The 24,632-nt window shown below is 69.9% G+C and carries 28 protein-coding genes and 2 pseudogenes; 14 read left to right on the forward strand and 16 right to left on the reverse strand.

Annotated features, from left to right (window positions below; genetic code table 11):
• The first annotated feature begins 36 nt into the window (after nt 1-36).
• Nucleotides 37-672: a phosphatase PAP2 family protein gene (locus FDA94_RS05800; RefSeq protein ID WP_170990792.1), complete on the forward strand. Its 636-nt coding sequence runs from the start codon at nt 37-39 to the stop codon at nt 670-672.
• Here FDA94_RS05800 and FDA94_RS05805 read toward each other — a convergent pair.
• Entirely contained in the window at nt 609-1,277 is a 669-nt protein-coding gene (locus FDA94_RS05805; RefSeq protein ID WP_137245979.1) for a response regulator transcription factor, read from the reverse strand. The genes FDA94_RS05800 and FDA94_RS05805 overlap by 64 nt on opposite strands.
• A gap of 119 nt (nt 1,278-1,396) precedes the next feature.
• Here FDA94_RS05805 and FDA94_RS05810 point away from each other — a divergent pair.
• Nucleotides 1,397-2,466 (forward strand): annotated as a pseudogene (locus FDA94_RS05810) (replication initiator).
• A gap of 393 nt (nt 2,467-2,859) precedes the next feature.
• Nucleotides 2,860-3,936, forward strand: a complete 1,077-nt coding sequence (locus FDA94_RS05820) for a serine hydrolase domain-containing protein (protein ID WP_137245982.1) — start codon at nt 2,860-2,862, stop codon at nt 3,934-3,936.
• 164 nt (nt 3,937-4,100) lie between these two features.
• Here the strand turns inward: FDA94_RS05820 and FDA94_RS05825 are convergent, their stop codons facing one another.
• A complete protein-coding gene (locus FDA94_RS05825; RefSeq protein WP_137245983.1) occupies nt 4,101-4,475 on the reverse strand; it encodes a DoxX family protein in 375 nt (124 codons plus the stop codon).
• A gap of 77 nt (nt 4,476-4,552) precedes the next feature.
• Here FDA94_RS05825 and FDA94_RS05830 point away from each other — a divergent pair, with 77 nt between their 5' ends.
• Together FDA94_RS05830 and FDA94_RS40325 are read left to right on the forward strand one after the other, a co-directional pair.
• Nucleotides 4,553-5,029 (forward strand): MarR family winged helix-turn-helix transcriptional regulator, encoded by a 477-nt coding sequence (locus FDA94_RS05830; RefSeq protein ID WP_137245984.1) that lies wholly within the window; start codon nt 4,553-4,555, stop codon nt 5,027-5,029.
• 134 nt (nt 5,030-5,163) lie between these two features.
• Nucleotides 5,164-6,441, forward strand: a complete 1,278-nt coding sequence (locus FDA94_RS40325; RefSeq protein ID WP_246059560.1) for a C40 family peptidase — start codon at nt 5,164-5,166, stop codon at nt 6,439-6,441.
• On the opposite strand, the gene FDA94_RS05840 is transcribed toward FDA94_RS40325, so the two are convergent.
• Genes FDA94_RS05840 through rraA form a run of 3 tightly spaced genes read right to left on the reverse strand, consistent with a single transcriptional unit; the run spans nt 6,438 to nt 7,506 of the window.
• Nucleotides 6,438-6,812 (reverse strand): DUF2255 family protein, encoded by a 375-nt coding sequence (locus FDA94_RS05840; protein ID WP_137245985.1) that lies wholly within the window; start codon nt 6,810-6,812, stop codon nt 6,438-6,440. The genes FDA94_RS40325 and FDA94_RS05840 overlap by 4 nt on opposite strands.
• A gap of 50 nt (nt 6,813-6,862) precedes the next feature.
• Nucleotides 6,863-7,033 carry a mycothiol transferase gene (locus FDA94_RS05845; RefSeq protein ID WP_137245986.1) on the reverse strand — a complete coding sequence of 57 codons (171 nt, stop codon included), beginning with the start codon at nt 7,031-7,033 and terminating at the stop codon, nt 6,863-6,865.
• On the reverse strand, nt 7,030-7,506 hold the full coding sequence (rraA, locus tag FDA94_RS05850; RefSeq protein ID WP_137245987.1) for a ribonuclease E activity regulator RraA: 477 nt from the start codon (nt 7,504-7,506) through the stop codon (nt 7,030-7,032). The genes FDA94_RS05845 and rraA overlap by 4 nt, the downstream gene beginning before the upstream one ends.
• Before the next feature lie 54 nt (nt 7,507-7,560).
• Here rraA and FDA94_RS05855 point away from each other — a divergent pair, with 54 nt between their 5' ends.
• Together FDA94_RS05855 and FDA94_RS05860 are read left to right on the forward strand one after the other, a co-directional pair.
• Entirely contained in the window at nt 7,561-7,956 is a 396-nt protein-coding gene (locus tag FDA94_RS05855; RefSeq protein ID WP_212735198.1) for a hypothetical protein, read from the forward strand.
• On the forward strand, nt 7,953-8,240 hold the full coding sequence (locus FDA94_RS05860; protein WP_137245988.1) for a hypothetical protein: 288 nt from the start codon (nt 7,953-7,955) through the stop codon (nt 8,238-8,240). The genes FDA94_RS05855 and FDA94_RS05860 overlap by 4 nt, the downstream gene beginning before the upstream one ends.
• Here the strand turns inward: FDA94_RS05860 and FDA94_RS05865 are convergent.
• A complete protein-coding gene (locus FDA94_RS05865; protein ID WP_137245989.1) occupies nt 8,237-9,382 on the reverse strand; it encodes a cytochrome P450 in 1,146 nt (381 codons plus the stop codon). The two genes, FDA94_RS05860 and FDA94_RS05865, sit on opposite strands and share 4 nt — an antisense overlap.
• Nucleotides 9,383-9,403: 21 nt before the next feature.
• Between FDA94_RS05865 and FDA94_RS05870 the strand changes: the two genes are divergently transcribed.
• Nucleotides 9,404-10,378, forward strand: a complete 975-nt coding sequence (locus FDA94_RS05870) for a TetR/AcrR family transcriptional regulator (RefSeq protein WP_342778445.1) — start codon at nt 9,404-9,406, stop codon at nt 10,376-10,378.
• Here the strand turns inward: FDA94_RS05870 and FDA94_RS05875 are convergent.
• Genes FDA94_RS05875 through FDA94_RS05885 form a run of 3 tightly spaced genes read right to left on the reverse strand, consistent with a single transcriptional unit; the run spans nt 10,357 to nt 13,302 of the window.
• Nucleotides 10,357-11,856, reverse strand: a complete 1,500-nt coding sequence (locus FDA94_RS05875; RefSeq protein WP_137245990.1) for a tripartite tricarboxylate transporter permease — start codon at nt 11,854-11,856, stop codon at nt 10,357-10,359. The genes FDA94_RS05870 and FDA94_RS05875 overlap by 22 nt on opposite strands.
• A 1-nt stretch (nt 11,857) precedes the next feature.
• A complete protein-coding gene (locus FDA94_RS05880) occupies nt 11,858-12,340 on the reverse strand; it encodes a tripartite tricarboxylate transporter TctB family protein (protein ID WP_062430830.1) in 483 nt (160 codons plus the stop codon).
• Nucleotides 12,340-13,302: a Bug family tripartite tricarboxylate transporter substrate binding protein gene (locus FDA94_RS05885; RefSeq protein ID WP_137245991.1), complete on the reverse strand. Its 963-nt coding sequence runs from the start codon at nt 13,300-13,302 to the stop codon at nt 12,340-12,342. The genes FDA94_RS05880 and FDA94_RS05885 overlap by 1 nt, the downstream gene beginning before the upstream one ends.
• A 141-nt stretch (nt 13,303-13,443) precedes the next feature.
• Between FDA94_RS05885 and FDA94_RS05890 the strand changes: the two genes are divergently transcribed.
• Together FDA94_RS05890 and FDA94_RS05895 are read left to right on the forward strand one after the other, a co-directional pair.
• Entirely contained in the window at nt 13,444-15,066 is a 1,623-nt protein-coding gene (locus tag FDA94_RS05890) for an ATP-binding protein (RefSeq protein ID WP_246059564.1), read from the forward strand.
• Nucleotides 15,063-15,728, forward strand: a complete 666-nt coding sequence (locus FDA94_RS05895) for a response regulator (protein ID WP_137245992.1) — start codon at nt 15,063-15,065, stop codon at nt 15,726-15,728. Before FDA94_RS05890 ends, FDA94_RS05895 begins: the two co-directional genes overlap by 4 nt.
• A 5-nt stretch (nt 15,729-15,733) precedes the next feature.
• On the opposite strand, the gene FDA94_RS41480 is transcribed toward FDA94_RS05895, so the two are convergent.
• Both FDA94_RS41480 and FDA94_RS05905 read right to left on the reverse strand, forming a co-directional pair.
• Nucleotides 15,734-16,162: an SsgA family sporulation/cell division regulator gene (locus FDA94_RS41480; RefSeq protein WP_137245993.1), complete on the reverse strand. Its 429-nt coding sequence runs from the start codon at nt 16,160-16,162 to the stop codon at nt 15,734-15,736.
• Between the two features lie 27 nt (nt 16,163-16,189).
• The gene (locus FDA94_RS05905; RefSeq protein ID WP_137245994.1) at nt 16,190-16,651 is read right to left on the reverse strand and encodes a hypothetical protein; all 462 of its coding nucleotides are present in this window, start codon (nt 16,649-16,651) and stop codon (nt 16,190-16,192) included.
• A gap of 383 nt (nt 16,652-17,034) precedes the next feature.
• Here FDA94_RS05905 and FDA94_RS41315 point away from each other — a divergent pair.
• Both FDA94_RS41315 and FDA94_RS41320 read left to right on the forward strand, forming a co-directional pair.
• Nucleotides 17,035-17,894, forward strand: a pseudogene (locus FDA94_RS41315) (GTP-binding protein); the annotation flags it as partial.
• Between the two features lie 111 nt (nt 17,895-18,005).
• Nucleotides 18,006-18,824, forward strand: a complete 819-nt coding sequence (locus tag FDA94_RS41320; protein WP_342778446.1) for a translation factor GTPase family protein — start codon at nt 18,006-18,008, stop codon at nt 18,822-18,824.
• On the opposite strand, the gene FDA94_RS05915 is transcribed toward FDA94_RS41320, so the two are convergent.
• The 4 genes from FDA94_RS05915 to FDA94_RS05930 all read right to left on the reverse strand — a co-directional run bounded on the left by FDA94_RS05915 (nt 18,784) and on the right by FDA94_RS05930 (nt 22,347).
• The gene (locus tag FDA94_RS05915; RefSeq protein WP_137245995.1) at nt 18,784-19,134 is read right to left on the reverse strand and encodes a hypothetical protein; all 351 of its coding nucleotides are present in this window, start codon (nt 19,132-19,134) and stop codon (nt 18,784-18,786) included. The genes FDA94_RS41320 and FDA94_RS05915 overlap by 41 nt on opposite strands.
• The gene (locus tag FDA94_RS05920) at nt 19,121-19,720 is read right to left on the reverse strand and encodes a DUF1275 family protein (protein WP_137245996.1); all 600 of its coding nucleotides are present in this window, start codon (nt 19,718-19,720) and stop codon (nt 19,121-19,123) included. The genes FDA94_RS05915 and FDA94_RS05920 overlap by 14 nt, the downstream gene beginning before the upstream one ends.
• Nucleotides 19,721-19,737: 17 nt before the next feature.
• The gene (locus FDA94_RS05925) at nt 19,738-21,258 is read right to left on the reverse strand and encodes a glycosyl hydrolase family 18 protein (protein ID WP_170990793.1); all 1,521 of its coding nucleotides are present in this window, start codon (nt 21,256-21,258) and stop codon (nt 19,738-19,740) included.
• Nucleotides 21,259-21,393: 135 nt separating this feature from the next.
• Complete coding sequence (locus FDA94_RS05930) at nt 21,394-22,347, reverse strand: NAD-dependent epimerase/dehydratase family protein (RefSeq protein ID WP_137245998.1); 954 nt, start codon at nt 22,345-22,347, stop codon at nt 21,394-21,396.
• Between the two features lie 60 nt (nt 22,348-22,407).
• Here FDA94_RS05930 and FDA94_RS05935 point away from each other — a divergent pair, with 60 nt between their 5' ends.
• Both FDA94_RS05935 and FDA94_RS05940 read left to right on the forward strand, forming a co-directional pair.
• Nucleotides 22,408-22,959: a TetR/AcrR family transcriptional regulator gene (locus tag FDA94_RS05935; RefSeq protein WP_137245999.1), complete on the forward strand. Its 552-nt coding sequence runs from the start codon at nt 22,408-22,410 to the stop codon at nt 22,957-22,959.
• A 116-nt stretch (nt 22,960-23,075) separates the two neighbouring features.
• Nucleotides 23,076-23,522: an ester cyclase gene (locus FDA94_RS05940; protein ID WP_137246000.1), complete on the forward strand. Its 447-nt coding sequence runs from the start codon at nt 23,076-23,078 to the stop codon at nt 23,520-23,522.
• 3 nt (nt 23,523-23,525) lie between these two features.
• Here the strand turns inward: FDA94_RS05940 and FDA94_RS05945 are convergent, their stop codons facing one another.
• A complete protein-coding gene (locus FDA94_RS05945; protein WP_170990794.1) occupies nt 23,526-24,569 on the reverse strand; it encodes a threonine synthase in 1,044 nt (347 codons plus the stop codon).
• Nucleotides 24,570-24,632 lie beyond the last annotated feature (63 nt).

Here is a 24,632-nt window from a genome sequence, read left to right on the forward strand (position 1 = left end):
ATCGGCCGCTGACCAGGTCCTCCCTAGCGTGAAATGGTGATCAGGTTTGTCGTCGGGCTGCCCCTGCTGGTTCTCGTGACGGTGCTCGGGCTCGTCGCCGAGACCCCCGGCTGGACCGCCGCCGACTGGGCGGTGGGTCAGGTCGTCCACGACGCGAGAAACCCGTTCCTCACCGGGGTCGCCATGCTCTTGAACCTCGGGTTCGGCACCGAGGCGGGTGTGGTCTTCTCCCTGGTCATGGCCGTGTTCGCGCTGGTCGTGCGGACCCCCGAGGCGGTGCGGGCGCTCCTGGTGGTGCTCGCCGGGTGGGGGACCGGGGCGCTGCTCAAGATCGTGTTCGACCGGCCCCGGCCGCCGGCCGCCTTCTCGATGCTCGGCGACATGGGCGACACGAGTTTCCCGTCGGGGCACGTCTGCCTCACGGCCGCCGTCGCCGTCGCCGCCTGGGTGCTGACCGGGCGGCGCTGGGTCGTCGCGGTCGGCGCGGTGCTCGTGGTGGGGCAGATGCTGGCCCGCGTCTATCTCGGCGTCCACTACCCCACCGACGTGCTGGCGGCCGTGGTCGCGGTGGCGGCGTCGTCGATCATCGTGCTGCACGGCGGGCCGCCTCACCCCAGGGCGTCGCGCAGGGCGGCCCGCGAGGTTATCCCCAGCTTGGGGAAGATGCGGTAGAGGTGCGCGCTGACCGTGCGCGACGACAGGAAGAGGCGTTCGCCGATCTCCTTGTTGCTCAGCCCCGACGCCGCGAGCCGGGCGACCTCCAGCTGCTGCGCGGTCAGCCCGTGGGCCGCGTTCGGTTTCTGCGTCACCGCCACGCCGGTCGCCCGGAGCTCCTGCTCGGCGCGCTGCCGCCAGGCCGTGGCCCCGATCCCGGCGAACAGGTCGGCCGCCCGGCGCAGCTCGGGCCGGGCCTCACCGGGCTGGTGCCGCCGCCGCAGCAGCTCGCCGAGGGCCAGCCGCACCCGCGCGTGGTCGAACGGCCACCGCTCGGTCCGCGGCAGCGTCAGCGCGGCCCGGAACCGGCCCACCGCCTCGTCGTCGGACGCGACCAGCGCCTGGGCCGCCAGCACGTGCAGCCGCAGCCGGGGCGCCCGGTCGGTCAGCGCCTCGGCCGCCGCGACGTGCGCTCTGGCCTCCTCCACGCGCCCGGTCCGCACGGCCGACTCGACCAGCTCGAACACCGCCCAGGGGGCGTAGGCGACGAAGGGGTCGATCTCTCCCGGCCGGCTGACCGAGGTCCAGTGCGTGTACGCCGTCTCGTAGTCCCCGTGCGCCATCGCGGCCAGCGCCAGATTGCGGGCCGACAGCGACAGGTGCAGCGCGCAGCCGCGCGGGGCGGCCCAGTGGTCGACGGTGCGGTAAGGGTGTCCCAGAGGAGGTCAGCGCGCATCCTCGGATGTTCGCCACCTTCACCGCGCCGTCCTTCGGGCCGGTGCATGGCCGGCGTGAGCGCGACGGCAAGACGCTGCCGTGTCGCCCTCGGCGGGATGATCCGCCCTGCGTTCATGGGCGGTTGGAAGGTTGCCGGGTGCGTCATGGTGAGGATGACTCCCGGCTTGGGCAGCCCATCTGCGTCGACTGCTACGACTACTCAGGTGCGGTGCTGTGGAACGCTCATGCCGGTGAGCTGTGGCGGCGCTTCGCCCGTGACCTGCTCGCCGTGCTGGCTCGGCAACGCAAGGCGACTCGGGCAGACCTGCGGCGGCAGCTCCGCGTGTCCTACGCCAAGGTTGCCGAATACCAGACGCGGGGCCTCGTCCACTTCCATGCCGTGATCCGGCTCGACGGCCCGGAGGGTCCCGGCGATCCTTCGCCTTCCTGGGCGACCGTCCCCCTGCTGGAAGAGGCCATCCGGCGCACTGCCGAACAAGTGACCGTCACCGCCACGACCGGAGTGCGCGGGGACGACGGCCCCGGCTTCACCCTGCGGTGGGGTCGGCAACTGGATGTCCAGCCGGTCTACCTCGGCGCGGAACTGGGCGGGATGTCTGACGGCAAGGTAGCGGCCTACATCGCCAAGTACGTCACCAAAGGCGCTGAGTCGGCCGGGACCGTAGACCGGCCGGTGAAGCAGCCCATCCAGATCGAAGACCTGAGGGTGACCGAGCCGCCCGGAGGATGATCTACACCTGTTGGGCGTTGTCGATGATGCCGGGCTTCGATCACCTGCGGCTCAAGCAGTGGTCACACATGCTCGGCTGCCGGGGCCGCTTCTCGACCAAGTCACGCCACTACTCCGTCACCTTGGGCGCGCTGCGTCAGGTCCGGGCGGACTATCGCGCCGAGTTCGCCCGCGCTGCCTCGGGGCTGCTGGACGGCCGGGAGACGGTGACGGTGTCGCAGTGGCGCTATGTCGGGAGCGGGCTGAGTGAGGGTGAACACTTCTGGGCGGAGATCGCTCGGCAACAGGTGTCCACGGCCCGGCGCATCAAGCGGGAGAAGGACCGACAGGGCTCGTCAGGTTGAACGGCGGGAGCGGTGGGCCGGCAGATCACGTCGTCGCGCCGGTAGAGGTCCATGTTGCCCTCCGACATCAACACCAGCACCACCGCCCGCCCCGAGGCGACCACCTCGAACGCATCCTCCGCCGTATGCGCCTCCTGGAAGATCGCTGCCCGACCCTCGCACAGGTAGAAGTCACGCCCTGTACCCCTACCGGAGTTCCGGTCGCGGTCACCTGCGGATAGTCGAATCGGGAGCACGGGCAGGTGGTGTTGCGTTCGCCTTGTTCTCAACGTTGGGGCAGGTACTTGCCGAAGAAGCGCGGCCTTCACCATCACGAGTCGGAAATGCTCACCTAAGGGTGTGTTCAGGTCAATCCCGGATGTGTGTCCTCCGCGATCACCTCGACACTGAAGCATGCGCCTACTGCTCATACTCGCGCTCACCCTGGCCGCGGGCTGCTCCGCCGCGACGACCCCCATGTCCTTCCAGGCTTACCGATCTCTCCTCCAGGAACGCCTGGCCGCGATCGTCGAAGCCGGAGCGGTCGGCGTGCTCGCCGAAGTCCGCCATGAGGGCCGGACCTACCTGCTGTCCAGCGGAAAGGCAGAACTTGGCGGCCAGACTCCTCCGGTCGCGGACGGGCGGTTCCGTGCCTGGTCGATCACGAAGACCGTCACCGCGACCGGGGTGCTCAAGCTGGTCGCCGACGGGCGCCTCTCGCTGGAGGACACGGTGGAGACCCACCTGCCGGGACTCCTGCCGGACGGCGGCAAGGTCAAGGTGCGGCACCTGCTCAATCACACCAGCGGCATAGCCGACTACGTGGGCGACCTGCCCTCCACACCGCAGGAGCTGCGCGCGACGGATCCCGAGCCGCGCGATCTGGTGGCGAGCGTCGCACCCCGGGGGTTGGCATTCACGCCGGGCAGCGAGCACGCCTACTCCAACACCAATTACGCCATCCTCGGCTTGATCATCGAGAAGGTGACCAGCCAACCGTGGCGCACGTACCTGACTCGGCGAGTGATCACCTCGGCCGGGCTGGAACAGACCATTCTCCCGGGGCAGAACATCGCCATCCCCGGCCCGCACGCTCACCACTACGCGCCCCTCTCCGGCCGGCGGGAGCCGCAGGACGTCACAGAGCTGAACCCGGCCGAGGCGGGACCGGCAGGGGAGATGATCTCCACTGCGGCCGACATCAACACCTTCTACGCCGCGCTGCTGACCGGCCGCCTGCTCCCCGCCGAACTGCTGAAACAGATGCTGGAGGTCACTGATGACCGGCCCTACGGGCTGGGCGTCATCGGGACGAAGACCCCCTGCGCGGGGCTGAGGTACGGGCATACCGGCTCGTTCCCCGGCTACCGGACGCAGGCGTGGTCCTCGCGCCAGGCCACCACGCAGGTGAGTATGTCGCTGAACCTCGCCGACACCAATCAACTGGACGAACCGGTGGAGGAGTTCATCGAAGCCGCCTTCTGCCCCTGACATGAAAGCTACAGGCGCCGTCCCAGGTCGGCGACCTCCTGCCCGCCGCCCCGGGCTGGCAGGCCATCGCCGACGAAGTCCTCGACTGGGCGCTGAAGCACGCGAAGTGAGGCCGACGACGAAGGCCCGGTCCCGAGGCGGAACCGGGCCTTCGGTATGTCGTCCTAGAGCGGGTAGGGCCCGAAGCGCCCCCAGGCGACGAACGCCGTCAGCACCAGCAGGACGGCCGCCGGAACGGCCGCCGGCAGCTCGTTGCGGCGCACGTGGACGAGCACCGCGCCCGCCATGGCGACGGCCAGCCCGGTCGCCGCGATCGGGACGAGGATCGGCGCGATCCCGGTCACCCACGGCAGCACCAGCCCGAGCGCCCCCAGCCCTTCGACCGCGCCGATCGCCTTGACCTGCCCGGCCGAGAAGTCCTCGGTCCACGCGAGGCCCGACTTGGCCAGCTCCTCCTTGGGACGGCCGATCTTCATCGCGCCCGCGCCGAGGAAGGCGAGAGCGAGGAGGGCCGTGACGACCCAGAGGGCTATGTTCATGGTGCTTCCTTTGTGACTTGAAGATTCAACCGAAACCTAGCCCTCCATGACTTGAAGCGTCAAGTAAAGTGGGCCCCATGGACGACCAGCCGCAGTGGCTCACCGACGAGGAGATGGAGGCCTGGCTGGCCCTGGTCAGCCTGCTGATCAAGCTCCCCCAGGCGCTCGACGGCCAGCTCCAGCGCGACGCCGGGATCAGCCACTTCGAATACCAGGTCCTGGCCGGCCTCTCGATGAGCCCCGGCCGCACGATCCGGATGAGCGAACTGGCCCAGTTGTCCGACGGTTCGCTCTCGCGGCTCTCCCATGTCGTCAGCCGCCTGGAGAAGCGCGGCTGGGTCCGCCGCTGCACCGACCCGGGCGACGGCCGCTACACCCTGGCGATGCTGACCGACGAGGGCTGGGACAAGGTCGTCGAGACGGCCCCCGGCCACGTGGCGACCGTCCGCGAAGTCGTCATCAACCCGCTCACCAAGGCCCAGATCCGCCAACTACGCGACATCGGCCGCCGAATCACCGACGCCGCCGACCCAGGCGGCACCTGCCCCCGCTGATTGCGAGGCCGAGGTGCCGGGCATGCCGTATGCGCACCCGGGTCAGACGTGACGACCTGCCCGCCGGGTTCCCTGTCATACCAATCGTCACCAGTGACCCTTAAGGCCGGTGATGGCCCGGCATGCTCCGCTTCATGCGAAGGATCGTGCTCGCCTGTGTCCTGTTGCTCGCCATGTTCGTGGCGGTCCCGGCCCGCGCCGCCGCCCCGCCCGACGAGTGCCCGCCGGGTGAGATCGCGGGCATCACGTCGCTCGACGGCGGCTACTGGCTGGCCGGCCGCGACGGACGCGTGCACGCCTACGGCACCGCTAAGTTGTTCGGCTCCCCGGGCAAGCCGGCGGTCGCCATCGAGGCGACCGCGTCAGGGGAGGGCTACTGGCTCGCCGCCGCCGACGGCACTGTCTGGGCGTACGGCGACGCGAAGGTCGCCCGCACGACCACGCCCGCGCTGACCTCGCCGGTCGTCGGGTCGACGCGGACCGAGGCCGGCCTGTGGCTGACCACCGCCGACGGCACCGTGGTCGCCCCCGACGGCGCCCTCACCGCCCGCAAGCGCGCGGTCGTCGACATCGTGGCCACCGCGTCCGGGAAGGGCTACTGGCTCGTCGCCGCCGACGGCTCGGTCTGGGGATACGGGGACGCGGCGGCCGTACCGAAGAAGCCCGCCGACCTGAAGGCGCCCATCGTCTCCGCGACCTCGGTGGGCACCGGATTGGTCCTCGCCGGCGCCGACGGCGCGGTGTTCGCCCTGGCAGGGGCGGCGTTCCACGGCTCGGCGGCGCCCCTGCGGCTGGCCAAGCCGATCATCGGCGTCGCGGCGGCGACCGCCGACGGCTACACCCTCGCGGCGGGCGACGGCGCCGTCTTCACCTTCGGCACCGACGGCTTCATGGGCAACGCCGTCACGACGGCCGCCGACTGCGCCCCGCCCGAGCCCACCCCCGGCTCGGAGATCGTGAAGATCGCCACCGCGATCAAGGACGGCCAGGCCATGCAGGGCTGGCCCGGCGGCTTCGTCCCCTACGCGTGGGGCGGCGGCCACGGCTCGGCCCCCGGCCCGTCGTTCGGCACCTGCAACTGGTACACCGGCCCGCTCCCGTGCCGCGCCAACGTGACCTTCGGCGTCGACTGCTCGGGCTTCGCCCGGTGGGTCTACCACCTGGCCTACGGCCGCGACGTCCTGGGCGGCGAGAACACCAACGGCCAGCTCAGGAAGCTGACCAAGTCGGCGACGGGCCGCCCGGGAGACCTCGTCTTCTACGGCCGCAGCCCGTCGGACACCCGCCACGTGGCCGTCTTCATCGGCGACGGCAAGGTCATCAACGCCCTGCGCACCGGAACGGTGATCAGAGTCGACCCGATCGACGTGAGCAGAGACCGCCTGCCCGGCTTCTACCGCGTGGCGGCCTAACGGGGCACGAGCCGGATGGTCGTCTCCTTGGCCGGGGAGGCGACCATCGGGTCGACGTAGGCGGTGTCCTGGTCGCGATACTTCATCCGGTACGCCAGATCGATCCCGTCGTTGACCATCGAGTCGTCCTCCAGCACGAAGCTGACGTCCTTGCTGACGCCCCCCGCGGTGACGTGCCCCTCGCTCCGCTCACACGCGGCGCGGAACCACCGGCCGTCCTCACCCTTGTAGGAGCGGACGTAGAGGTCGTCGTCGTGCCGGACGACCCAGACGGTGACGGGCTTGACGTAGCTGCCGTCGGCACGCCGGGGCGAGATCTCGAGTTCCTCGGCCTCCCCGATGGCGGAGAGCTCGGCCTGAGTCCATGTCATGGACGTCATGCTCCGTCGCGGCGCCCGGCGAAGGCCGGAGGCTCGCCGGGTCAGCCCATCGTCTTCTGGCCGTCGAGGGTCTCGCGGATGATGTCGGCGTGGCCCGCGTGCTGGGCTATCTCGCCGATCAGGCCGGTGACGGCGTGGCGGAGGAAGCGGCGTTGCGCGGCGAGGGATTCGAGGAGGTCGGCGCGTTCCCGGTCTGTGGTCATGTCGGTCATCTTCCTCGGGTGGTCACGAGAATGCCGTCGTCGTCGCTGTAAATCGTGGCGCCCGGGTGGAACAGCACGCCGCCGAAGATGACGGCGACGTCGCGGGTGCCGAGGCCGTGCTTGTTGCTCCTGCGCGGGTTGCTGCCGAGGGCCTTGACGCCCAGGTCGACGGCCCCGAGGGCGACCACGTCGCGGACGGCGCCGCGGATGACGACGCCCGCCCAGCCGTTGGCGGCGGCGATGCCCGCGATCACGTCGCCCATCAGGGCGGCCTCCAGGGAGCCGCCGCCGTCGACGACGAGGGCGCGGCCGTCACCGGGTTCCTCCAGGATCGACCTGAGCAGCGCGTTGTCCTCGTGGCAGCGGAGCGTCGTGATCAGGCCGTGGAAGGCGCGGCGGGAGCCGTACTGACGGAACTGGAGGCTGCACGACTGCAGGGCCTCGCCATGCTCGTCGTAAAGATCGGCGGTGGACATGTGCATGATCCTCGCATGCCGTCACCCTTGGTGATCGTCCACTCACTAGGGTGCCGGTCCATGAGGTTCTTGCTTCGGGCTCTCGTGGCCCTCGTGGCCGTCGGCGGTGTGGCGTTGAGCGCGCCCGCCGCGCATGCCGACCCCGACGGGTCGCTGCTCGGCGGGCTGGTCGGGGCCGACCTCGGCACGGTGGTCGGGCTGGTGCCGAGCCTCGTCTGCGGCAACCGGCTGATCAACTACAACTCGCCGGTCGACAACTCGCCGACGCTCTGCGTGAACGGCGCCATCGCGAGCGGGAACTCGGTCGACAGCGGGAACTACAGCAACAAGGGGAACCCGGTGAACAGCGGGAACTTCTCCAACGCCAACGGGGCGACCGGCAGCAACAACTCGACCAGCAGCGGCAACCTCGCCAACGGACGCCAGAAGACCACGATCGGGGAGAGCCTCCGATGATGATCATCGCGACGCTGACCCTCGTCCCGGTCCTGATGAGCGGCGGCGGCCCGGGGCCGAGCGCGTCGGCCGGCATCACCAACGTCACCAAGGACCGCGGCGGCATCACCAACACCGGCAACAGTTACAACAGCGGCAATTACCGCAATCGCAAGAACGGTGTGAACAGCGGCAACTTCTCCAACGTGAACGGGTCGGCCAACAGCGTCAACGCCTCGGTCGCCTCGAACTTCGCCGACGGCCGGCAGAAGATCATCGTCATCGGCGGCAAGCGGAGACGCTAGAGCCGGACCGGCAGCGAGGTCAGGCGGTAGGTGCCCGGGTCGGGGGTGCGCAGGGTCGCCGGGTCGGCGGTCAGTTCCAGGTCGCGCTTGAGCAGTTCGGTCAGCGCGACCTGGGTCGTCACCCGGGCGATCGAGGCGCCGACGCAGAAGTGCGGGCCGTGCGCGAAGCCCAGGTGGGGGGCGCGTTCGCGGGTGACGTCGAGCTCCTCGGGGGCGTCGAACACCCTCGGGTCGCGGTTGCCGCCAACGAGTGCGCAGGTCACCGGGGTGCCGGCGGCGATCTCGACGCCGCACAGGTCCATGGGTTCCCGGGCGTAGCGGGGGATCGACAGCATCGTCGGGCCGCAGAACCGGGTCAGCTCCTCGACCGCTCTCGGCATCAGGCCGGGCCGCACGCGGAGCATGGCCAGCTGCTCGGGATGGGTGAGCAGGGCCAGCACCGCGTTGGCGATGAGGTTCGTGGGGGTCTGACCGGCGAGGACCAGGTGCCAGACCATGGTCACGAGCTCCTGGTCGGTCAGTTCCGAGGCCGTCAGGTCGGACAGCAGGTCGTCGCCCGGTTCGGCGCGCCGCCGGGCCACGGCCGCCTTCGCGCCGGCCATGATGCCCGGGATCGCCGCCGCGAAGCCGGGGCCGCCGGGCGTGTCGACGACCAGGCCGTAGGCGCGCCACTGGTCGCGGTCGTCGTCGGGGATGCCGACCAGGGCGCAGATGACGTCCATCGGCAGCGGGCGGGTGACGGCGGGAATGAGGTCGGTCTCGCCGTCGAGCGGGCCGAGCAGGCGGACGACGATCTCGGTGATCCGGGCGCGGAACGCCTCGGCCCGGCGCGGGGTGAAGGCCGGGGCGGCGGCCTTGCGCAGGCGGGCGTGCTCGGCGCCGTTCATCTCGCTCATGGTCCGCATGTACGGAAGACAGTCGTCGGGCACGTCCGGACGCATGAAGCTCTCCGACCGGATCTCCAGCCGCGGATCGGTCAGCGCCGCCCGGATGTCGTCGTAGCGGGTGACCACCATCCACTCGGGGGCGCCGGGCATCCGGAGGACGGCGACCGGGCCCGCCTCCCTGGCCTGGCCGTAGACGCCGAACGGGTCGCCCATGGTGGCGGCGAGGTCGATCTCGTACATGAGAACTCCGAACATTCAGATGATGAGAACATCTGGATGGCGACGCTATCCTGGGTGCTGTCGATCCGGCAAGGCGGAGGCGCGATGGCCCGGCTGTCCCGTGTGGAGCACCAGCGGCTCACCCGTGAGAAGGTGCTCGCCGCCGCGCGCGCCGAATTCCTCCTGTACGGCTTCCGCGACGCGAAGATCGACAACATCGCCGAGCGGGCCGAGCTCACCCGGGGCGCGGTCTACTCCAACTTCCCCGGCAAACGGGCGCTCTACTTCGCGGTCCTGGCCGCCGACCGTCCCGTCGTCACCGCCGCCCCCGCGACCACCCGGGCCGAGGCCCTCCACGAGTTCGCCCGCGCCTGGCTGGCGGGCGTGCCGATCAGCTCCGAACCCTGGCTGGGCCGCGACCTGCTGCCCGAGGTCATGGCCGACGAGGCCACCCGCAAACCGTTCGCCCAGCTCGTCAGGCTGAGCGCCATCCTGCTCGGCCTCACCCTCGAACGCCTCGACCCCGGCGCCGGACGGCAGGTCCGCATCGCCGAGCAGGCCCTCACGATCCTCCACGGCGCCGGTCAGTTCAGCGGCTTCGCCGACCTGTTCGACGTGGTCCGCGCCTGCGAGCACCTGGCCGCCCTCGACCTCGACGACTCCTGGCCGCCGCCCCACCTGGCCTTCGCGGCCGAGGTCGACGTGGTCGACGAACCGGCCGGCGACCTGCCCGACGGCGTCGTGGTCACCCTCGCGCCGCACCGCGTGTCGGCCGTCGAAGAGGCGATGAGGGCCACGTCGGACGACGTGACCCTCATCGTGGCGGCCGGCGACGAACTGGCGCTGCTGGCCGAGCTCGTCATCGGCGACACCCTGAACTGCCTGGCGCCCCTCCGGGCCGCGCCCCCGTTGCGGGTGCTCTACGGGCCGGAGGGCGGGCCTGCGACGGAGGCGGCCGTCCGGGTCGCGAACGGCCGCGTCGTGGCCAGGGCCGAGGGTTTCGGCGCCTGTCACGCCGTCGCGTCGACCTGACGTCGTCTGGCCAGCAGGCGGCGGGCCAATGGAGCCGCCAGGATCAGCGCCGACAGGATCAGCAGGACGGCCGCGATCGGGCTGGTCACCAGCACCGCCGGGTCGCCCGCGCCGATCGCGAGGGCACGTCTGAGCTGGATCTCGGCCATCGGGCCCAGGATCAGGCCGATGACCGCCGGGGCGAGCGGCAGGCCGAACCTGCGCATCGCGAAGCCGATCAGGCCCAGGACGTAGAGGACCACCAGGTCCACCCACGACGCGTTGAGCGCGTACACGCCCAGCGCCGCGAACAGCAGGATGCCCGCGTACAGGTAGGGCCGGGGGATGTGCAGCACCCTGGCCCACACGGGGGCCAGCGGCAGGTTCAGGACGAGCAGCATCGCGTTGCCCACGAACAGCGACGCGATCATGCCCCAGACCAGCGCGGGGTTGTGGTCGAAGAGCTGGGGGCCGGGCTGCAGGCCGTACTGCTGGAAGGCGGCGAGCAGGATGGCGGCCGTGGCCGACGTCGGCAGGCCCAGGGTCAGCAGCGGTACCAGGGTCCCGGCGGCGGAGGCGTTGTTGGCCGCCTCCGGCCCGGCCACGCCCTCGATCGCGCCCTCGCCGAACTCGCGTCCCTTGGCCAGACGCTTCTCCACCGAGTACGACAGGAACGTCGGGATCTCGGCCCCGCCGCCCGGCAGGGCGCCGAAGGGGAAGCCCAGCGCGGTGCCCCGGAGCCACGGCTTCCACGACCTGGCCCAGTCGGAGCGGCCCATGAACGCGCGGCCCACCGGGATCACCTCGGGGTGGCCGTGGCGGAGCCGGGAGGCGACGTACAGGACCTCGCCCAGGGCGAAGAGGCCCACGGCCACCACGACGACGTCGATGCCGTCGAGCAGTTGCGGGATGCCCAGGGTGAGGCGGGCCTGGCCGGTCTGCTGGTCGATGCCGATCAGGCCGATGACCAGGCCGATCCCCAGCGACGCCAGGCCTCGCACGACCGACCGCGACAGCACCGACGACACGGCCGTGAAGGCCAGGATCGCCAGCGCGAAGTAGTCCTCGGGACCGAAGGAGATGGCGAAGTCGACCACGAAGGGGGCCGCCACGACCAGGAGGCCGGTGGCGATCGTACCGGCGACGAAGGAACCGATCGCGGCCGTGGCCAGCGCCTGCGCGGCGCGGCCCCGGCGGGCCATCTTGTTGCCCTCCAAAGCCGTGATCATGGACGAGCTCTCGCCCGGCGTGTTCAGCAGGATGGACGTGGTCGAGCCGCCGTACATGCCGCCGTAGTAGATCCCCGCGAACATGATGAACGCGCTGGCCGGGGGCACGTTGAAGGTGATCGGCAGCAGCAGCGCCACGGTCATCGCCGGGCCGATGCCGGGCAGGACGCCCACGAGGGTGCCGAGGGTGACGCCGACGAGGGCGTACAGCAGGTTGACCGGCGTGAGCGCGGTGGCGAAGCCGTCGAAGAGGAGCTGAAGGGAGTCCATGTCAGATCAGCCCCTCCAGCGGCCCGCCGGGCAGCGTCACGCCGAGGCCCTTCACGAAGGCCAGGTAGGACGCCACGGCCAGCACGATCGCCAGCGCCCCGGCCCGCAGCCGGTTCTCGGCCCCGAGCACCCACGACACCCCGAAGAACAGCAGCGCGCCCGCGATGATCCAGCCCAGCAGGTCGACCGACACGGCGAACGCCAGGAAGATCACGCTGATCAGGGCGACCGACTTCTTGTCGGAGGTCGCCGACGGGTCGACGTCCTCGCTCTCCTCCGGGTCCCCCTGACCGCCGCGCAGCACGTCGACCACGTAGAACACGCCGGTCGCGATCATGGCGGAGCCGACGATGATCGGGAAGAACCGCGGTCCCAGCCCGAGCGTCGAGGCCGCCGCCGTCACGTCGGCGGTGCCGACGATGACGAACACGCCGAGGGCCAGCACGGCCCCCGCGAGCAGCAGTTCCGGGTTCTTCCACCGCATCAGGACACGAGCCCCATCTCGGCGATGATGCCCTTCACCCGGGTCTCCTCCGACTTCACGTAGTCGGCGAACGACTGGCCGGTCTCGAAGACGTCGATCCAGCCGTTCTTGGCGACCGCGTCCTTCCACGCCGCCGAGTCGTGCATCTTGGTCACCAGGTCGATGAGCGACTTCTTGGCGGCGTCGTCGAGCCCGCCCGGAGCCACGAACCCACGCCAGTTGGCGAGTTCGACGTCGAGCCCGCCCTCCTTCAGCGTCGGCGCGTCGATGCTGTCCAGACGCGCGGGAGACGAGACGCCCAGGGCGCGCAGCTTGCCCGACTTCACGTGCTCGGCGAACTCGCCGATGCCGGAGATGCCGATCGCGACCTTGCCGCCGAGCAGCGAGTTCAGCGCCTCACCGCCGCCCGAGTGGGCGATGTAGTTGACCAGCTTCGGGTCGACCCCGGCCGCCTTGGCCATCAGCCCGGCCAGGATGTGGTCGGTGCCGCCGGCCGAACCGCCGGCCACGGCGACCTTGGCGGGGTCGGTCTTCCAGGCGGTGGCCAGGTCCTGCAGGTTCTGGAAGGGCGAGTTCGCCGGGACGACGACGATCTCGTACTCCTCGGTCAGCTTGGCGATCGGCGTCGTCTCGGCCAGCGTGACCTGGGACTTGTTCTGCTCGATGGCGCCCACCATGACCAGGCCCATCGTCATGAGCAGGTTGCCGTTGCCCTTCTCCCCGACGAGCTGGGTGAGGCCGATCGTGCCACCGGCGCCGGGCACGTTGTAGACCTCGACCTTGAGGTTCGGGTCGGCCGACTTGAACGCCTGCTCGGCGGTCCTGGACGTGGTGTCCCACCCGCCGCCGGGCGCGGCCGGCGCCATGATCTTGAGGGCCGAGGTGCCGCCGCCGGACGACGGGGACCCGCATGCCGCGACGGCGGCCAGCAGAGCCGCCGCCAATATCAGAGTTCGTCGCATCGCCGACTCCCACACTGGTTACCTGAACGTGGTGAGGATGCTGAGCGAACCCGCACGATCCGTCGATCCTTTATGTGATTGACGTCATATAGGTCGTATTGGTCACGACCCGTCTTTCGGCCCGGCTCTTATAGTGAACGCGTGAAACGGCTGCTCAACGCCTTCATAAGGGCAGATTCACAGCGCGAGCCACGGCCGGCCTTCGGCCGTCCGCGTCTCGCCTCGTTGGGCACCCAGCTCTTCGTCCTCCAAATGGTGATCGTGCTTCTCACGGTCGTCGGCACCGCGACCGTCTGGGTCGGTCACACCCGCCGCCAGCTCAACGAGCAGCACGAGCAGCGGGCCCTCGCCATCGCCGAGTCGGTCGCCGGCCTGCCCGGAGTCCGGGAGGCCTTCGACGACCCCCATCCGGAGCAGACGCTGCAGCCGATCGCGCTGAGCGTCCAGAAGGCCACCGGCGCCGACTACGTCGTCATCGCCAACCGCGACGAGATCCGCTACGCCCACCCGAACGCCGCCCTGATCGGCCAGAAGCTGTCGACCGACGGCACCGAGGTGATGACGACGGGCGTGGAGTGGACCGGCGTCCAGACCGGCACCCTCGGCACCTCGGTCCGCGGCAAGGCCCCCATCTTCGGCCTGAACGGCGAGGTCATCGGCCTGGCCAGCGTCGGGATACTGGAGCAGACGGTGGCCGCCGAACTGAGCGGAGCCCTCCCGCCGCTGATCTGGACCGCGTTCGGCGTGCTGGTGCTGGGATCGGCGGCGGCAGCCTTCATCACCCGCCGGGTCCGCCGCCAGACCTTCGGCCTGGAGCCCAAAGAGATCGCGGCCCTGCTCGAACAGCGCGAAGGCGTCCTGCACGGTGTGAAGGAGGGCGTCGTCGCCCTCGACCTCGACGGCCGGATGACCCTGATCAACGACGCCGCCCACGAGCTCCTCGGCGACGTGGGCGACTCCCTCGACGACCTGCCCTCGAACGACCGCCTCCGCGACGTCATGGCGGGCGACGACGTCGGCGACGACCGGATCGTGCTCCGGCACGGCCGCACCCTCGTGCTGAACCGCACCCCGGTCGAGGTCCGGGGCCAGCATCGCGGCTGGGTGGTCACCCTGCGCGACCGCACCGAGCTGATCCGCCTCTCCCACCAGCTGGACGAGGCCACCAACACCACCGACATGCTGCGGGCCCAGGCCCACGAGTTCGCCAACCGGATGCACACCGTGGTCGGCCTACTGGAGCTGGGCGAGCAGGAGATGGCCGTCCGCTACATCACCGAATCGGCCGGCGGTCAGTACGCCGCCGACCTCCGCGAACAGGTGAAGGACCCGACGCTGGCGGCCCTGCTGCTGGCCAAGTCGGCCCAGGCGGCCGAACGCGGCGCGGCCCTGCGTCTGGCCGCCGACGCCCGCGTCGAGGAGGGCGCCCTGGGCGACCCCCACGACGCCGTCCTCGTCGTCGGCAACCTGGTCGCCAACGCCCTCGACGCCCTCGACGGCCGGGGCGGGACGGTGGAGGTCTGCGTCCGCACCTCGGACGAGGGCCTGCACGTGCGGGTCAGCGACGACGGCCCCGGCATAGCGGCCGACCTGGCCGAAGAGGTGTTCCGGGAGGGCTTCACCACCAAGGCCGCCCAGTCGGGCCCGCGCGGCCTGGGCCTGGCGCTGACCCGGCAGGCATGCCTACGACGCGGCGGCTGGGTAAAGGTGCACAACGAGCGCGGCGCCGTCTTCACCGCGCTGCTGCCGAGGCGGTCAGGATGATCAAGGTTCTCGTCGTCGACGACGACTTCATGGTGGCCCGCATCCACGTGGGATACGTCGGGCGGGTCCCCGGCTTCACCGTCGTCGGCACCGCCCACGGCGGCCGTTCGGCCATAGCGGCGGTGGAGGACCTGCGCCCCGACCTGGTCCTGCTCGACGTGTACATGGCCGACATGTCGGGTCTGGACGTCCTGCACCACCTGCGCGGCCTCGCCCACCCCGTCGACATCCTGATGATCACCGCTGCCAACGACATGGACACGGTCCGGGCCGCGTTGCGGGCCGGCGTGGTGAACTACCTGGTCAAACCCTTCACGGCAGCCGAACTGACCGAACGCCTCGACCAGTACGCCCAGTCCCGCCGACGCCTGGCCGTGGCCGGCCCGGCCGTCCAGGAGGACATCGACCGCCTCTTCGGCGGGACGAACCGGGGCGCCGCGCTACCCAAGGGCCTGTCGACGGCCACGTGCGCCCTGGTGGCCGACGCGCTGCGCACCAACGGCGGAGACCTGTCTGCGGCGGAGACGGCGGCGGCGACGGGGCTGTCGCGGGTGAGCGCGCGGCGGTACCTGGAGTATCTGTGCGCGACGGGGCAGGCCGAACTCCGGCCGAGGTACGGAACGGCGGGCCGCCCGGAACACCGCTACCGCTGGGCGGTTTAGCCGCTTTATTCAGACTCATGTAAGAAAAAGCTGTGGGCGATGTCCCAATTTATCTGCTCGTTCTCTTGGCCCATGGGAACCGCCTGGTAGGTCTCCGCGAGGAACTCACCCACTAGGGCGCGTGACGTACAGAACAACAGCTCGTTGCCGTCGGGAATTCGTATGCGAATAATGGTCCATTCACGATCTTCGGAGGGCCCTACCAGGACATGACCCGATTCCGTTGGTGCATTAAGCCCCGCCGAGAGGGTGGAGCGGGTCATGTCGATCTGCAGGGAATGGCCAGGGATGTCGACGGATACGAAGAAAGGGTCAGTTGGCCTGTACCTCACAAAGGAGGCTACTGAGTTCTCGTACTGCGTACCGTAATATAACGTCAAGCAGTGAACGACTGCATTATTCATGGAAGCTTCACTTGGCCTTTCGCCGGACATGAAATGCGACCTCTCGTGTCACCTCAACTACCACTCCAGGAGCGGCTTGACGGCTTCCCACACCTCGCCTGCGCCCTGTACAAATCCCTGCTCGAAGGCGTCGTACATGGCCGTTTTCTCTTCTTCGCTCACGTCGTCTTCGTAGTCCACGCTCGAACCTGGAGAATAGGCTTCAGCGATCAGGTCAATGATGTTGGAGTGATCGCTCCAGTATTTGTCGGTGATTGCCCGGAGTTCCTCGATTGAAGCATTTCGTTTGGCCCAGGCAATGCCGGCGTCACGTCCTGTGGCATATTGCATCTGCATGATCTTTGTGATGCCGCCCTGAAGTCGTGCTGCCACCGCTGCGATGTCGCTCATGACTTTCTCCTGTAGCTGCGCTCGCTCGACGGCTACCTGAAAGGCGGCCTGGGCGACTTCGGAGATGGAGATCTCGTACTGCTTTATTTGCTCGGCCAAGGCGTCGGGGAGGTAGATGGACGTGCGCACCCTGAGTCCTCTGTGTTGTGGTACCTATGTGGTACCTGCACCATATGCCACATGTGTACCACAACTGGAGTCCCTGCGCATCAGCTGTCGCGGGGTGGCTAACCGACTACGCGCCGCGCGGTTGGCTGTACGAACCAGACATCACGACCTCGGAAATAGCTCGCGTTCGCGCTGAATCGGTCGTTACCCTGCTCTCGTAGCCGAGAGGGGGAGATCATGCGCCACGCCACGCGTGCCGTCGTCCCTCCCTTCGGTCATGAGGTGATCCGCGTGTCTTCCGGTGCCCGGCTTCGGCTGCGCGCCCGATTCCGGTTGTCCGCCTTCTCGTAGAAGGCTTCATCGCGCCGTCCTTTCCGGATTCACCTCTCGAAAGAGAAACGGCCATGACTCTCCGTAACATCGGCATCCTCGCCCACGTAGACGCCGGCAAGACCACCGTCACCGAGCGGATCCTGTTCGCGACCGGGGCGACTACAAGCAGGGTGAAGTGCACCATGGCACCACCGTCACGGATTTCGACCCGCAGGAGCGGGACCGCGGGATCACGATCTTCGCGGCGGCGGTGACCTGTCACTGGCAGGGCGCGCAGATCAACCTGATCGACACTCCCGGGCACGTCGACTTCTCCGACGAGGTCGAGCGGTCGTTGCGGGTGCTCGACGGGGCGGTCGCGGTGTTCGACGCGGTGGCGGGCGTCGAGCCGCAGAGCGAGGCGGTCTGGCGGCGGGCCGATCGGTATGGCGTGCCGCGGATCGTGTTCGTCAACAAGATGGACCGGCCCGGGGCCGATCTCGACGCGACCGTCGAGGCGATCCGGCGGCGGCTGCATCCGGTGCCGCTCGTTCTCGGGCACCCTGACCTGGTCGAACAGGTCGCGGAGCGACATCCGGACGTCTTAGAGGAATACCCGCGCGTCTCCCCTGCGACCCTGCGGAGGGCGTTGCGCGAGCTGACCCTCTCGGGCGAGGCGGTCGTCGTGCTGAGCGGGTCGGCCTACCGCAACCAGGGCATCGAGGCGCTGCTCGACGCCGTGGTGGCCTACCTGCCGGAGCCGCGCGTCGAGGACCGGCCCTTCTCGGGGCTGGTGTTCAAGGTGGCCGAGCGGACCGCGTTCGTGCGGGTCTACTCGGGCACGCTGCGCAAGGGCGACACCGTCCTCGACACGACGACCGGGAAGACCGAGCGGGTGTCGCGGATCCTGCGGATCCAGGCCGACCGGCACACCGAGATCGACCGTGCCGAGGCGGGCGACATCGTGGCCGTCGTCGGGCCCAAGTCCGTGCGGACGGGCGCGACGCTGGCCGACCCGGCCGCGCCGCTCGTGCTGGAGCCTCCGTCGACGACCGAACCGGTCGTGTCGGTCGCGGTCGAGGCCGCGACCGGGGCCGAGCACCAGCGGCTCGCCGTCGCGCTGGCCCGCCTGGCCGCCGAAGACCCATCCATTCGTGTACGAACCGACCCGGAGACCGGCCAGACCATCCTGTCCGGCCTGGGAGAACTCCACCTGGAGGTGGCCGTGGAGAAGATCCGCCGCGACCGCGGCCTCGCCATCCGCGTCGGCGCCCCGCAGGTCGCCCTGCGGGAGACCGTCGTGACGGGCGTGACCGGCGTCCTCTACCGGCACGTCAAACAGGACGGCGGCGCGGGCCAGTACGCCCACGTCCGCCTCGACGTCGAACCCTCCGCCGAGCCGTTCGCTTTCGCGAGCACGGTCGTCGGAGGCCGGGTGCCGAAGGAGTACGTGAAGGCGGTCGAACAGGGTTGCCGCGACGCCCTGGCCGAAGGCCCCCTCGGCGGGCACCCGGTCATGGGCCTGCGGGTGACCCTGACCGACGGCGCGACCCACGTGAAGGACTCCTCGGAACTGGCCTTTCGCACGGCCGGCCGCCTCGCCCTGCGCGAGGCGCTGCGCTCGTGCGAGATGGCGGTCCTGGAACCCGTCACCGAGGTGACCGTGACGGTCCCCGACGATTTGGCGGGCGGCGTGCTCGGCGACCTGGCCGCGAGAAAGGGCCAGGTCTCCGGGACGGAAGCCAGACCGGGCACGGTCGTCATCACGGCGACGGTCCCGCTGGCCGAGGTCTTCGGCTACGCGACCCGGCTCCGCAGCCGCACCCAGGGCCGAGGAGCCTTCACGACGAGACCGGCGGGATATGCGATGGCGGCTCGCTGATCGGTTCCATGAGGCGCCGGGCCGCACCGCTTGACTCCGCCGCCTCGCGACGCTGGTGGCCACAGTCGACGACGACGCCGTCGGTTGTGGTCACCTCCGCCCAGGGGTCACCGTGCTCGACCCAGACGGCTATGTGGTTGATCCCGTCCGGCTCCGTCTCGTAGACGACGCTGAAGTCGACTTCGTCGCCCGAATAGTCGCTGCGGAACCGGAAGGTCTCGCGGGGTCTCATCCAGCGGTCCTCACCCAGCGGCTCAAGCCAGCAGGCGACCCAGTCGTCGGAGTGGTTGATCACGTTAATGACGGCCATTTCGCATTTCTACCGGAAGCAGGAAGATCGCGGTGATCAGCAGGAGGACCGCGAGGACCGGGGCGAACGGGCGGCTGACGACCAGCAGCATGGCCGTCGCCGCCGCGCCGATCGCCAGTGCGCCGATCTGCCGGAGGGCCGTCACGAACGTGTCCCTCCGGCCGGTCGCCAGGTCGTGGAGGGAGGTGGTCAGCACGCCGGTCATGTACGTCGTGTTCGGGTGCAGCCCCAGCATCATCGCGCTCTGGCCGCCCATCGCGATGCCCGCCAAAGCCAGCAGGACCAGCTGTCCCGACAGGTCGGGGCGGGTGCCGGTGCCGATCCAGCCGACGGCCACGACGACGAGGAGGACCAACTCGGCGATCAGGCCCAGGGTGCGTCTCGAACGGAAGGTCACCGCCCAGGCGTAGGCGCCGGCGCCGAAGCCGGCCACCGCCGTCAGGGCGGCGATCCACTTGCCGGAGGCGGCCGTCACCACGTTGCCCGTGATGATGCCGGCGAAGGCGCCGCCGAGTTCCTTGAAGGTCAAGAGGTCGACCGCGCCGGCGCAGCAGGCCAGCGCGGTCGTACCCCACATGATCCGCATGTCAGGGGACGTACCCCCTAACGGCCCTGCAGCGCCTTCACGTTGTCGCCGAAGGTCCAGCTGCGGGAGCCGTCCCAGTTGATCGACCAGGTCATCAGGCCCTTGAGCTGGCCGTTGAAGCTGTTCCACGCCTGCGACACCAGCGCCGGCGACATGTGGCCGCCGCCTGCGCCGACCTGGGCGGGCAGGCCGGGGACCTGCTTGTCATAGGGCACCCGGATCGTCACGCCCTGGATCACCAGGCCGTTGTTGAGGCAGGTCGTCTGGGCGACGAAGCCCTGGACCGTCCCGGCCGAGTAGGAGTCACCGGAGCAGCCGTACATCGACCCGTTGTAGTACTGCTGGTTGAGCCACCACAGCCGCCCGTTGTCGGCGTACTTCTTGATGATCGGCAGGTACGCGCCCCAGATCGAGCCGTAGACCACGCTGCCGCCGGTCACGTAGGCGGTCTCCGGGGCCATGGTCAGGCCGAAGTTCGACGGCATCTGCGCCAGCACGCCGTCGATGATCCGGATCAGGTTGGCCTGCGACGTCGACAGCTGGTTGATGTTGCCGCTGCCGGTCAGGCCGGTCTCGATGTCGATGTCGATGCCGTCGAAGTTGTACCGCTTGAGGATCGGCACGATCGTCGCGACGAACCGGTCGGCCACCGTGGCCGACGACAGGTCGATGCCCGCCGTGGCCCCGCCGATCGACATCAGGATCGTCGCGCCCGCCGCCTTGGCGGCGCACATCTCGGCCGGGGTGGCGACCTTGACGGTCGCGTCCATGCCGTCCTCCCACAGGACCGTCCCGTCGGACCGGATCACCGGGAAGGCGGCGTTGATGACGTTGTAGCCGTGCTGCCTGATGCGGGTGTCGGTGATCGGGATCCAGCCGAGCGGGGGGTGGACGCCGTTGACCGCGCCGTCCCAGTTCTCCCAGTAGCCCTGGAGGACCTTCCCGGCGGGCTTGCCCTTGACCGCGCAGGTCGGGCCGTTCGTGGGGGTCACCGTCGGCGTCGGCGACGGGCTCGCCGTCGGGGTGGGCGACGGCGAGGGAGAGGGTGACGGGCTCGGGGAGGGGCTGGGATTGGTGCCTCCCGGGCCGTCGAAGCCGATGTCGTCGGCGTAGTAGGTGCCCTGGCCGTACCAGCCGTGGAGGTAGACCTGCGCGGAGGTCTGCCCGGCGGCGGTGGTGAAGTTCAGGGTCAGCAGCCGCCAGTCGGCCGACGACGTCCATACCGAGCTGCCGCCCTGCACGCCCAGGTAGACGTAGTTGCCCCGGACCCACGCCGTCAGCACGTAGGCCGTGCTCGGGCGCACCGACACGTTCTGGCTGCACCGGGCGTTGTCGGAGGCGCTGGCCGCACCGGCGAGCGCTCTGGTTCCGGTACGAACAGGCGAGGCCACCGCCGACCCGAGGCCTCCCGTACACGTCCAGGGAGAGAGCGATCCCGATTCGAGCCCGGGGTTGGCGAGCAGGTTGGCCGCGTTGGCCTGCGAGGGGATGAGGAGCGCGGCCACCAGGGCCACTGCTGAGAACACAGCACGTTTCACGAGGAAACCCTTCTGTCGCCCGGGCAGCGCAGATCACCGGGGGTGGGGTGCGGGCCACGGTGACTGGGGCTCGCGAGCAACAGCAGTCGAATTATCCGACGATGATCGCGAAACGTCCATAGGGGGATTCGCCGGTCAGAGGTAGCCGCCTTCGATGAGGCTGCGGCCCGTGTCGGCGATGACGTCCTCGGTCGGGCGGGGGTTCCAGCCGAGTACCGACCGGGCCTTGGCGTTCGACAGGTGCCTGATCCGGCCCACGTTCCTGGCCAGTTCCGCCATCCGGTCGTCGGTCTCGGCCAGTTCCCTGACCACCTCGTCGGGGAGGAGGTCGGTGGGGGTCGTCGCGCCGAGGCGCTCCCGCAGGACCTGGGCGATGTAGGCCATCGACACCGCGTCGCCCGACGCCCCGATGAACCGCTCCCCGGCCGCCTTCAGCGAGGTCATCGCGCGGAGGTGGAGGTCGGCCGCGTCCCGTACGTCGACCATCCCGAACCACATGTTCGGGATGGCCCGCATGCTGCCGTCGAGCAGCCCGGCCAGGATCCTGATCGAGCTGGCGTAGCGGGGCCCGACGACGGGACCGAAGATCCCGGTCGGGTTGACCACCGCGAGCTCCATGGCCCCCCGGTCGAACGCCCAGGCGGCCTGCTCGGCGATCACCTTCGACTTCGGGTAGGCCGCGATGTCGGCGTCGGGCCGGGTCCAGTCGTCCTCGGTGAAGGGCCGGTCGGTCTCCGGGTGCCCGTAGCCGATGGCGGCGAACGAGGAGGTCACGACCGTCCGCCGGACCCCCGCGTCGCGGGCCGCGCGCAGCACGCGCAGGGTGCCGTCACGGGCTGGAATGATCACCTCGTCCTCGTGGACGGGCTGGGCCGCCGGCAGAGGGGAGGCCACGTGCAGGACGTAGTCGCACCCCGCCACGGCCTCGTCCCACCCCTCGTCGGAGGTGAGGTCGGCGACGACCGAGGGCACGCCGTCGACGGGGGTGTGCCGGACGGTGGTGCGGACGTCGTAGCCGGCCTCTTGTGCGGCGGCGATGACACGGGTGGCGAGGAAGCCCGTCCCGCCGGTGATCAGAACTGTCTCCATGCCAATGACGATACGATAGAAAACGGACAGTCGACAACGCGTTTTCGATAAGGAGCCCTCATGCGCAGCCGCCTCACCGAGGAGCGCGAACGCGAACTGCTCGACATCGCCCTGGCCCTCGTCCGCGAGAGGGGCTACGACGAGGTGACCATCGACGACATCGCGAAAGCCGCCCGCGCGAGCACGGCGACGCTCTACCGGCGGTGGGGCGGGAAGGCGAAGATGGTCATCACCGCGGTGAAGGTGAGCAAGCCCGCCCGCCCCGAAGAGATCGACACCGGCACCCTGCGGGGCGACCTGCTGGAGGCGACCGGACGGGGAAGCGTGCCGCGGCCTCTCACAGGGCTGGCCCAGGCCGTTCTGGTCGACGAAGAGCTGCGGGCCGCCTTCCACGAGCTGATGATCGAGCCGGAGCTGGCGGTGCTGCGCCGGGCGCTGGAGCGGCACGTCGCGGCGGGCGAGATCGATCCGGACAACCCGATCCTCGACATGGTCGACCGGCTGCTCATCGGCCCGCTGGTGGCGGAGGCGCTATGGCTCGGCGACACGCCGGGCCTGGCCGAGCGGCTGGTCGACGAGGTGGTGGTGCCGCTGCTGACCCGAAAGGGCTGAGTTTGCCTTTGCCGGCATTCCCTGGACGTCCCGCGACGGCCGCGTGGGACGTGGTCTGCCTGCCCGTAGGTAATGTGACCTATGGGTTGATGTCCTGACCAGGGAGGGGAACATCCATGGTGGACAAGTGGGAAGTCAAGCGCGGTCTGGCCGACGCGATCAACGACCACGATGTGCCCCGGATGCTCGATATTTTCAGCGAAGACGCCACCTACGTCTCGCCTGTAGGAGTGGCAGAGGGATCAGAACAGATCGTGTGGCTCTTCGAGCAGTTCTTCAGGGGATTTCCGGACCTTTACCTCGCGGTCTGGTATGAGGCGACCAGCACCGACAATCCCCTGGTGGTCGAGTGGACGGCGGTCGGCACGCACACCGGGCCGTTCCTGTTGCCCGACGGACGGGACCTCGAACCGACGGGTCGCCGCATCACTCTGCGCGGCACCTGCGCCTCGTTCGTCGACGACGACGGAAAGATCGGCACGCACCGGGAGTACTTCGACCAGCTGGAGCTCTACTCGCAGCTCGGCCTGCACCTGGAGATGGGCGAGTCCGCCGTCGCGTGAATCTCAGGCCGGCGACTTGAGACCGGTCGCCGTGATCGGGACCAGCACCTTCTTGCCCTCCAGGCGTTCCGCCAGGTTCGTCAGCCCTGCCAGCGCGATGGCCGACGTGGGTTCGGTGTAGACGCCGGCGAGGCGAAAGCGCGCGTGGGCCGCCCACAGGGCGTCGTCGTCGAGGGCGAGAACGTCGGTCGCGTGCGCGATGACGGCCCGGCCCCGGGGCGGGTGGGCGATCTTGATGCCCTCCGCCGCCGTGTCGCCCACGACGACCTCGACCGGCTCGCGCCCATCGGCCAGCAGCGGCGCGCAGGCCGTCGACTGGATCGCGTAGATCTCCGGCACCCGGTCGGTCAGCCCCGCCGCCCGCAGGTCGGCGAAGCCGTGGGCGATGCCGAGCATCAGCGTCCCGGCCCCGACCGGCAGCACGACCGCGTCGGGCACCCCCATCCGCTCCCAGGCCTCGAACGCGAACGTCCTGGTCCCGACGATGAACATCGGGTGCCAGGCGTGGGAGGCGTAGACGTCTCCGGTGACGCGGGCGTGATCGACGGCCGCGTCGGCCACCGCCTGGCGGGTGCCGGGAACGGCGTGCAGCTCGGCACCGTAGGCGGCGATCTGCCGCAGCTTGCCCGGCGAGGCCGAAGCGGGCGCGAAGACGTGACACTTCAACCCGGCCCGCGCACTGTACGCCGCCAGCGCCGCCCCCGCGTTCCCGGAGGAGTCGATCACGACCGACGACGCGCCGTGGGCCTTCAACCACGACACCAGCACGGCGGTGCCCCGGTCCTTGAACGACCCCGTCGGCAGCGCGCCCTCCAGCTTGAGGGTCAGGTCGAGCCCGTCCCATGGCATCCGGACCAGCGGCGTGACCGGCTCGCCGAGCGAGATCCCGTCGACGGCCGGCAGCCAGTCGCGGTAGCGCCACACGCCCTCCCCGGAGGGCGATCCTTCGAGCGGGATCGGCGGCACGTCCAGCGCGCCCCCGCACGAGGGGCAGGCCCAGGCGAGGGGATCGGCGACCACGTCACACGAGGAGCAGCGCAGGTCCATCGCATCAACGTACATAAAACGGACCAGCCGTGAGCCCTCGGCCCACGGCTGGTCCTGCTTTCC

The organism is Herbidospora galbida, assembly GCF_005233835.1.
GTDB classification, from domain to species: Bacteria; Actinomycetota; Actinomycetes; order Streptosporangiales; family Streptosporangiaceae; genus Herbidospora; species Herbidospora galbida.

What these genes read in the sequence shown, in the direction of transcription:
- FDA94_RS05805 (WP_137245979.1), bottom strand. Translation starts at nt 1,277, where the DNA reads ATGGCGCACGGGGACTACGAGACGGCGTACACGCACTGGACCTCGGTC.
- FDA94_RS05820 (WP_137245982.1), top strand. Translation starts at nt 2,860, where the DNA reads ATGCGCCTACTGCTCATACTCGCGCTCACCCTGGCCGCGGGCTGCTCC.
- FDA94_RS05825 (WP_137245983.1), bottom strand. Translation starts at nt 4,475, where the DNA reads ATGAACATAGCCCTCTGGGTCGTCACGGCCCTCCTCGCTCTCGCCTTC.
- FDA94_RS05830 (WP_137245984.1), top strand. Translation starts at nt 4,553, where the DNA reads ATGGACGACCAGCCGCAGTGGCTCACCGACGAGGAGATGGAGGCCTGG.
- FDA94_RS40325 (WP_246059560.1), top strand. Translation starts at nt 5,164, where the DNA reads ATGCGAAGGATCGTGCTCGCCTGTGTCCTGTTGCTCGCCATGTTCGTG.
- FDA94_RS05840 (WP_137245985.1), bottom strand. Translation starts at nt 6,812, where the DNA reads ATGACATGGACTCAGGCCGAGCTCTCCGCCATCGGGGAGGCCGAGGAA.
- FDA94_RS05845 (WP_137245986.1), bottom strand. Translation starts at nt 7,033, where the DNA reads ATGACCGACATGACCACAGACCGGGAACGCGCCGACCTCCTCGAATCC.
- rraA (WP_137245987.1), bottom strand. Translation starts at nt 7,506, where the DNA reads ATGCACATGTCCACCGCCGATCTTTACGACGAGCATGGCGAGGCCCTG.
- FDA94_RS05855 (WP_212735198.1), top strand. Translation starts at nt 7,561, where the DNA reads ATGAGGTTCTTGCTTCGGGCTCTCGTGGCCCTCGTGGCCGTCGGCGGT.
- FDA94_RS05860 (WP_137245988.1), top strand. Translation starts at nt 7,953, where the DNA reads ATGATGATCATCGCGACGCTGACCCTCGTCCCGGTCCTGATGAGCGGC.
- FDA94_RS05865 (WP_137245989.1), bottom strand. Translation starts at nt 9,382, where the DNA reads ATGTTCGGAGTTCTCATGTACGAGATCGACCTCGCCGCCACCATGGGC.
- FDA94_RS05870 (WP_342778445.1), top strand. Translation starts at nt 9,404, where the DNA reads ATGGCGACGCTATCCTGGGTGCTGTCGATCCGGCAAGGCGGAGGCGCG.
- FDA94_RS05875 (WP_137245990.1), bottom strand. Translation starts at nt 11,856, where the DNA reads ATGGACTCCCTTCAGCTCCTCTTCGACGGCTTCGCCACCGCGCTCACG.
- FDA94_RS05880 (WP_062430830.1), bottom strand. Translation starts at nt 12,340, where the DNA reads ATGCGGTGGAAGAACCCGGAACTGCTGCTCGCGGGGGCCGTGCTGGCC.
- FDA94_RS05885 (WP_137245991.1), bottom strand. Translation starts at nt 13,302, where the DNA reads ATGCGACGAACTCTGATATTGGCGGCGGCTCTGCTGGCCGCCGTCGCG.
- FDA94_RS05895 (WP_137245992.1), top strand. Translation starts at nt 15,063, where the DNA reads ATGATCAAGGTTCTCGTCGTCGACGACGACTTCATGGTGGCCCGCATC.
- FDA94_RS41480 (WP_137245993.1), bottom strand. Translation starts at nt 16,162, where the DNA reads ATGTCCGGCGAAAGGCCAAGTGAAGCTTCCATGAATAATGCAGTCGTT.
- FDA94_RS05915 (WP_137245995.1), bottom strand. Translation starts at nt 19,134, where the DNA reads ATGGCCGTCATTAACGTGATCAACCACTCCGACGACTGGGTCGCCTGC.
- FDA94_RS05920 (WP_137245996.1), bottom strand. Translation starts at nt 19,720, where the DNA reads ATGCGGATCATGTGGGGTACGACCGCGCTGGCCTGCTGCGCCGGCGCG.
- FDA94_RS05930 (WP_137245998.1), bottom strand. Translation starts at nt 22,347, where the DNA reads ATGGAGACAGTTCTGATCACCGGCGGGACGGGCTTCCTCGCCACCCGT.
- FDA94_RS05935 (WP_137245999.1), top strand. Translation starts at nt 22,408, where the DNA reads ATGCGCAGCCGCCTCACCGAGGAGCGCGAACGCGAACTGCTCGACATC.
- FDA94_RS05940 (WP_137246000.1), top strand. Translation starts at nt 23,076, where the DNA reads ATGGTGGACAAGTGGGAAGTCAAGCGCGGTCTGGCCGACGCGATCAAC.
- FDA94_RS05945 (WP_170990794.1), bottom strand. Translation starts at nt 24,569, where the DNA reads ATGGACCTGCGCTGCTCCTCGTGTGACGTGGTCGCCGATCCCCTCGCC.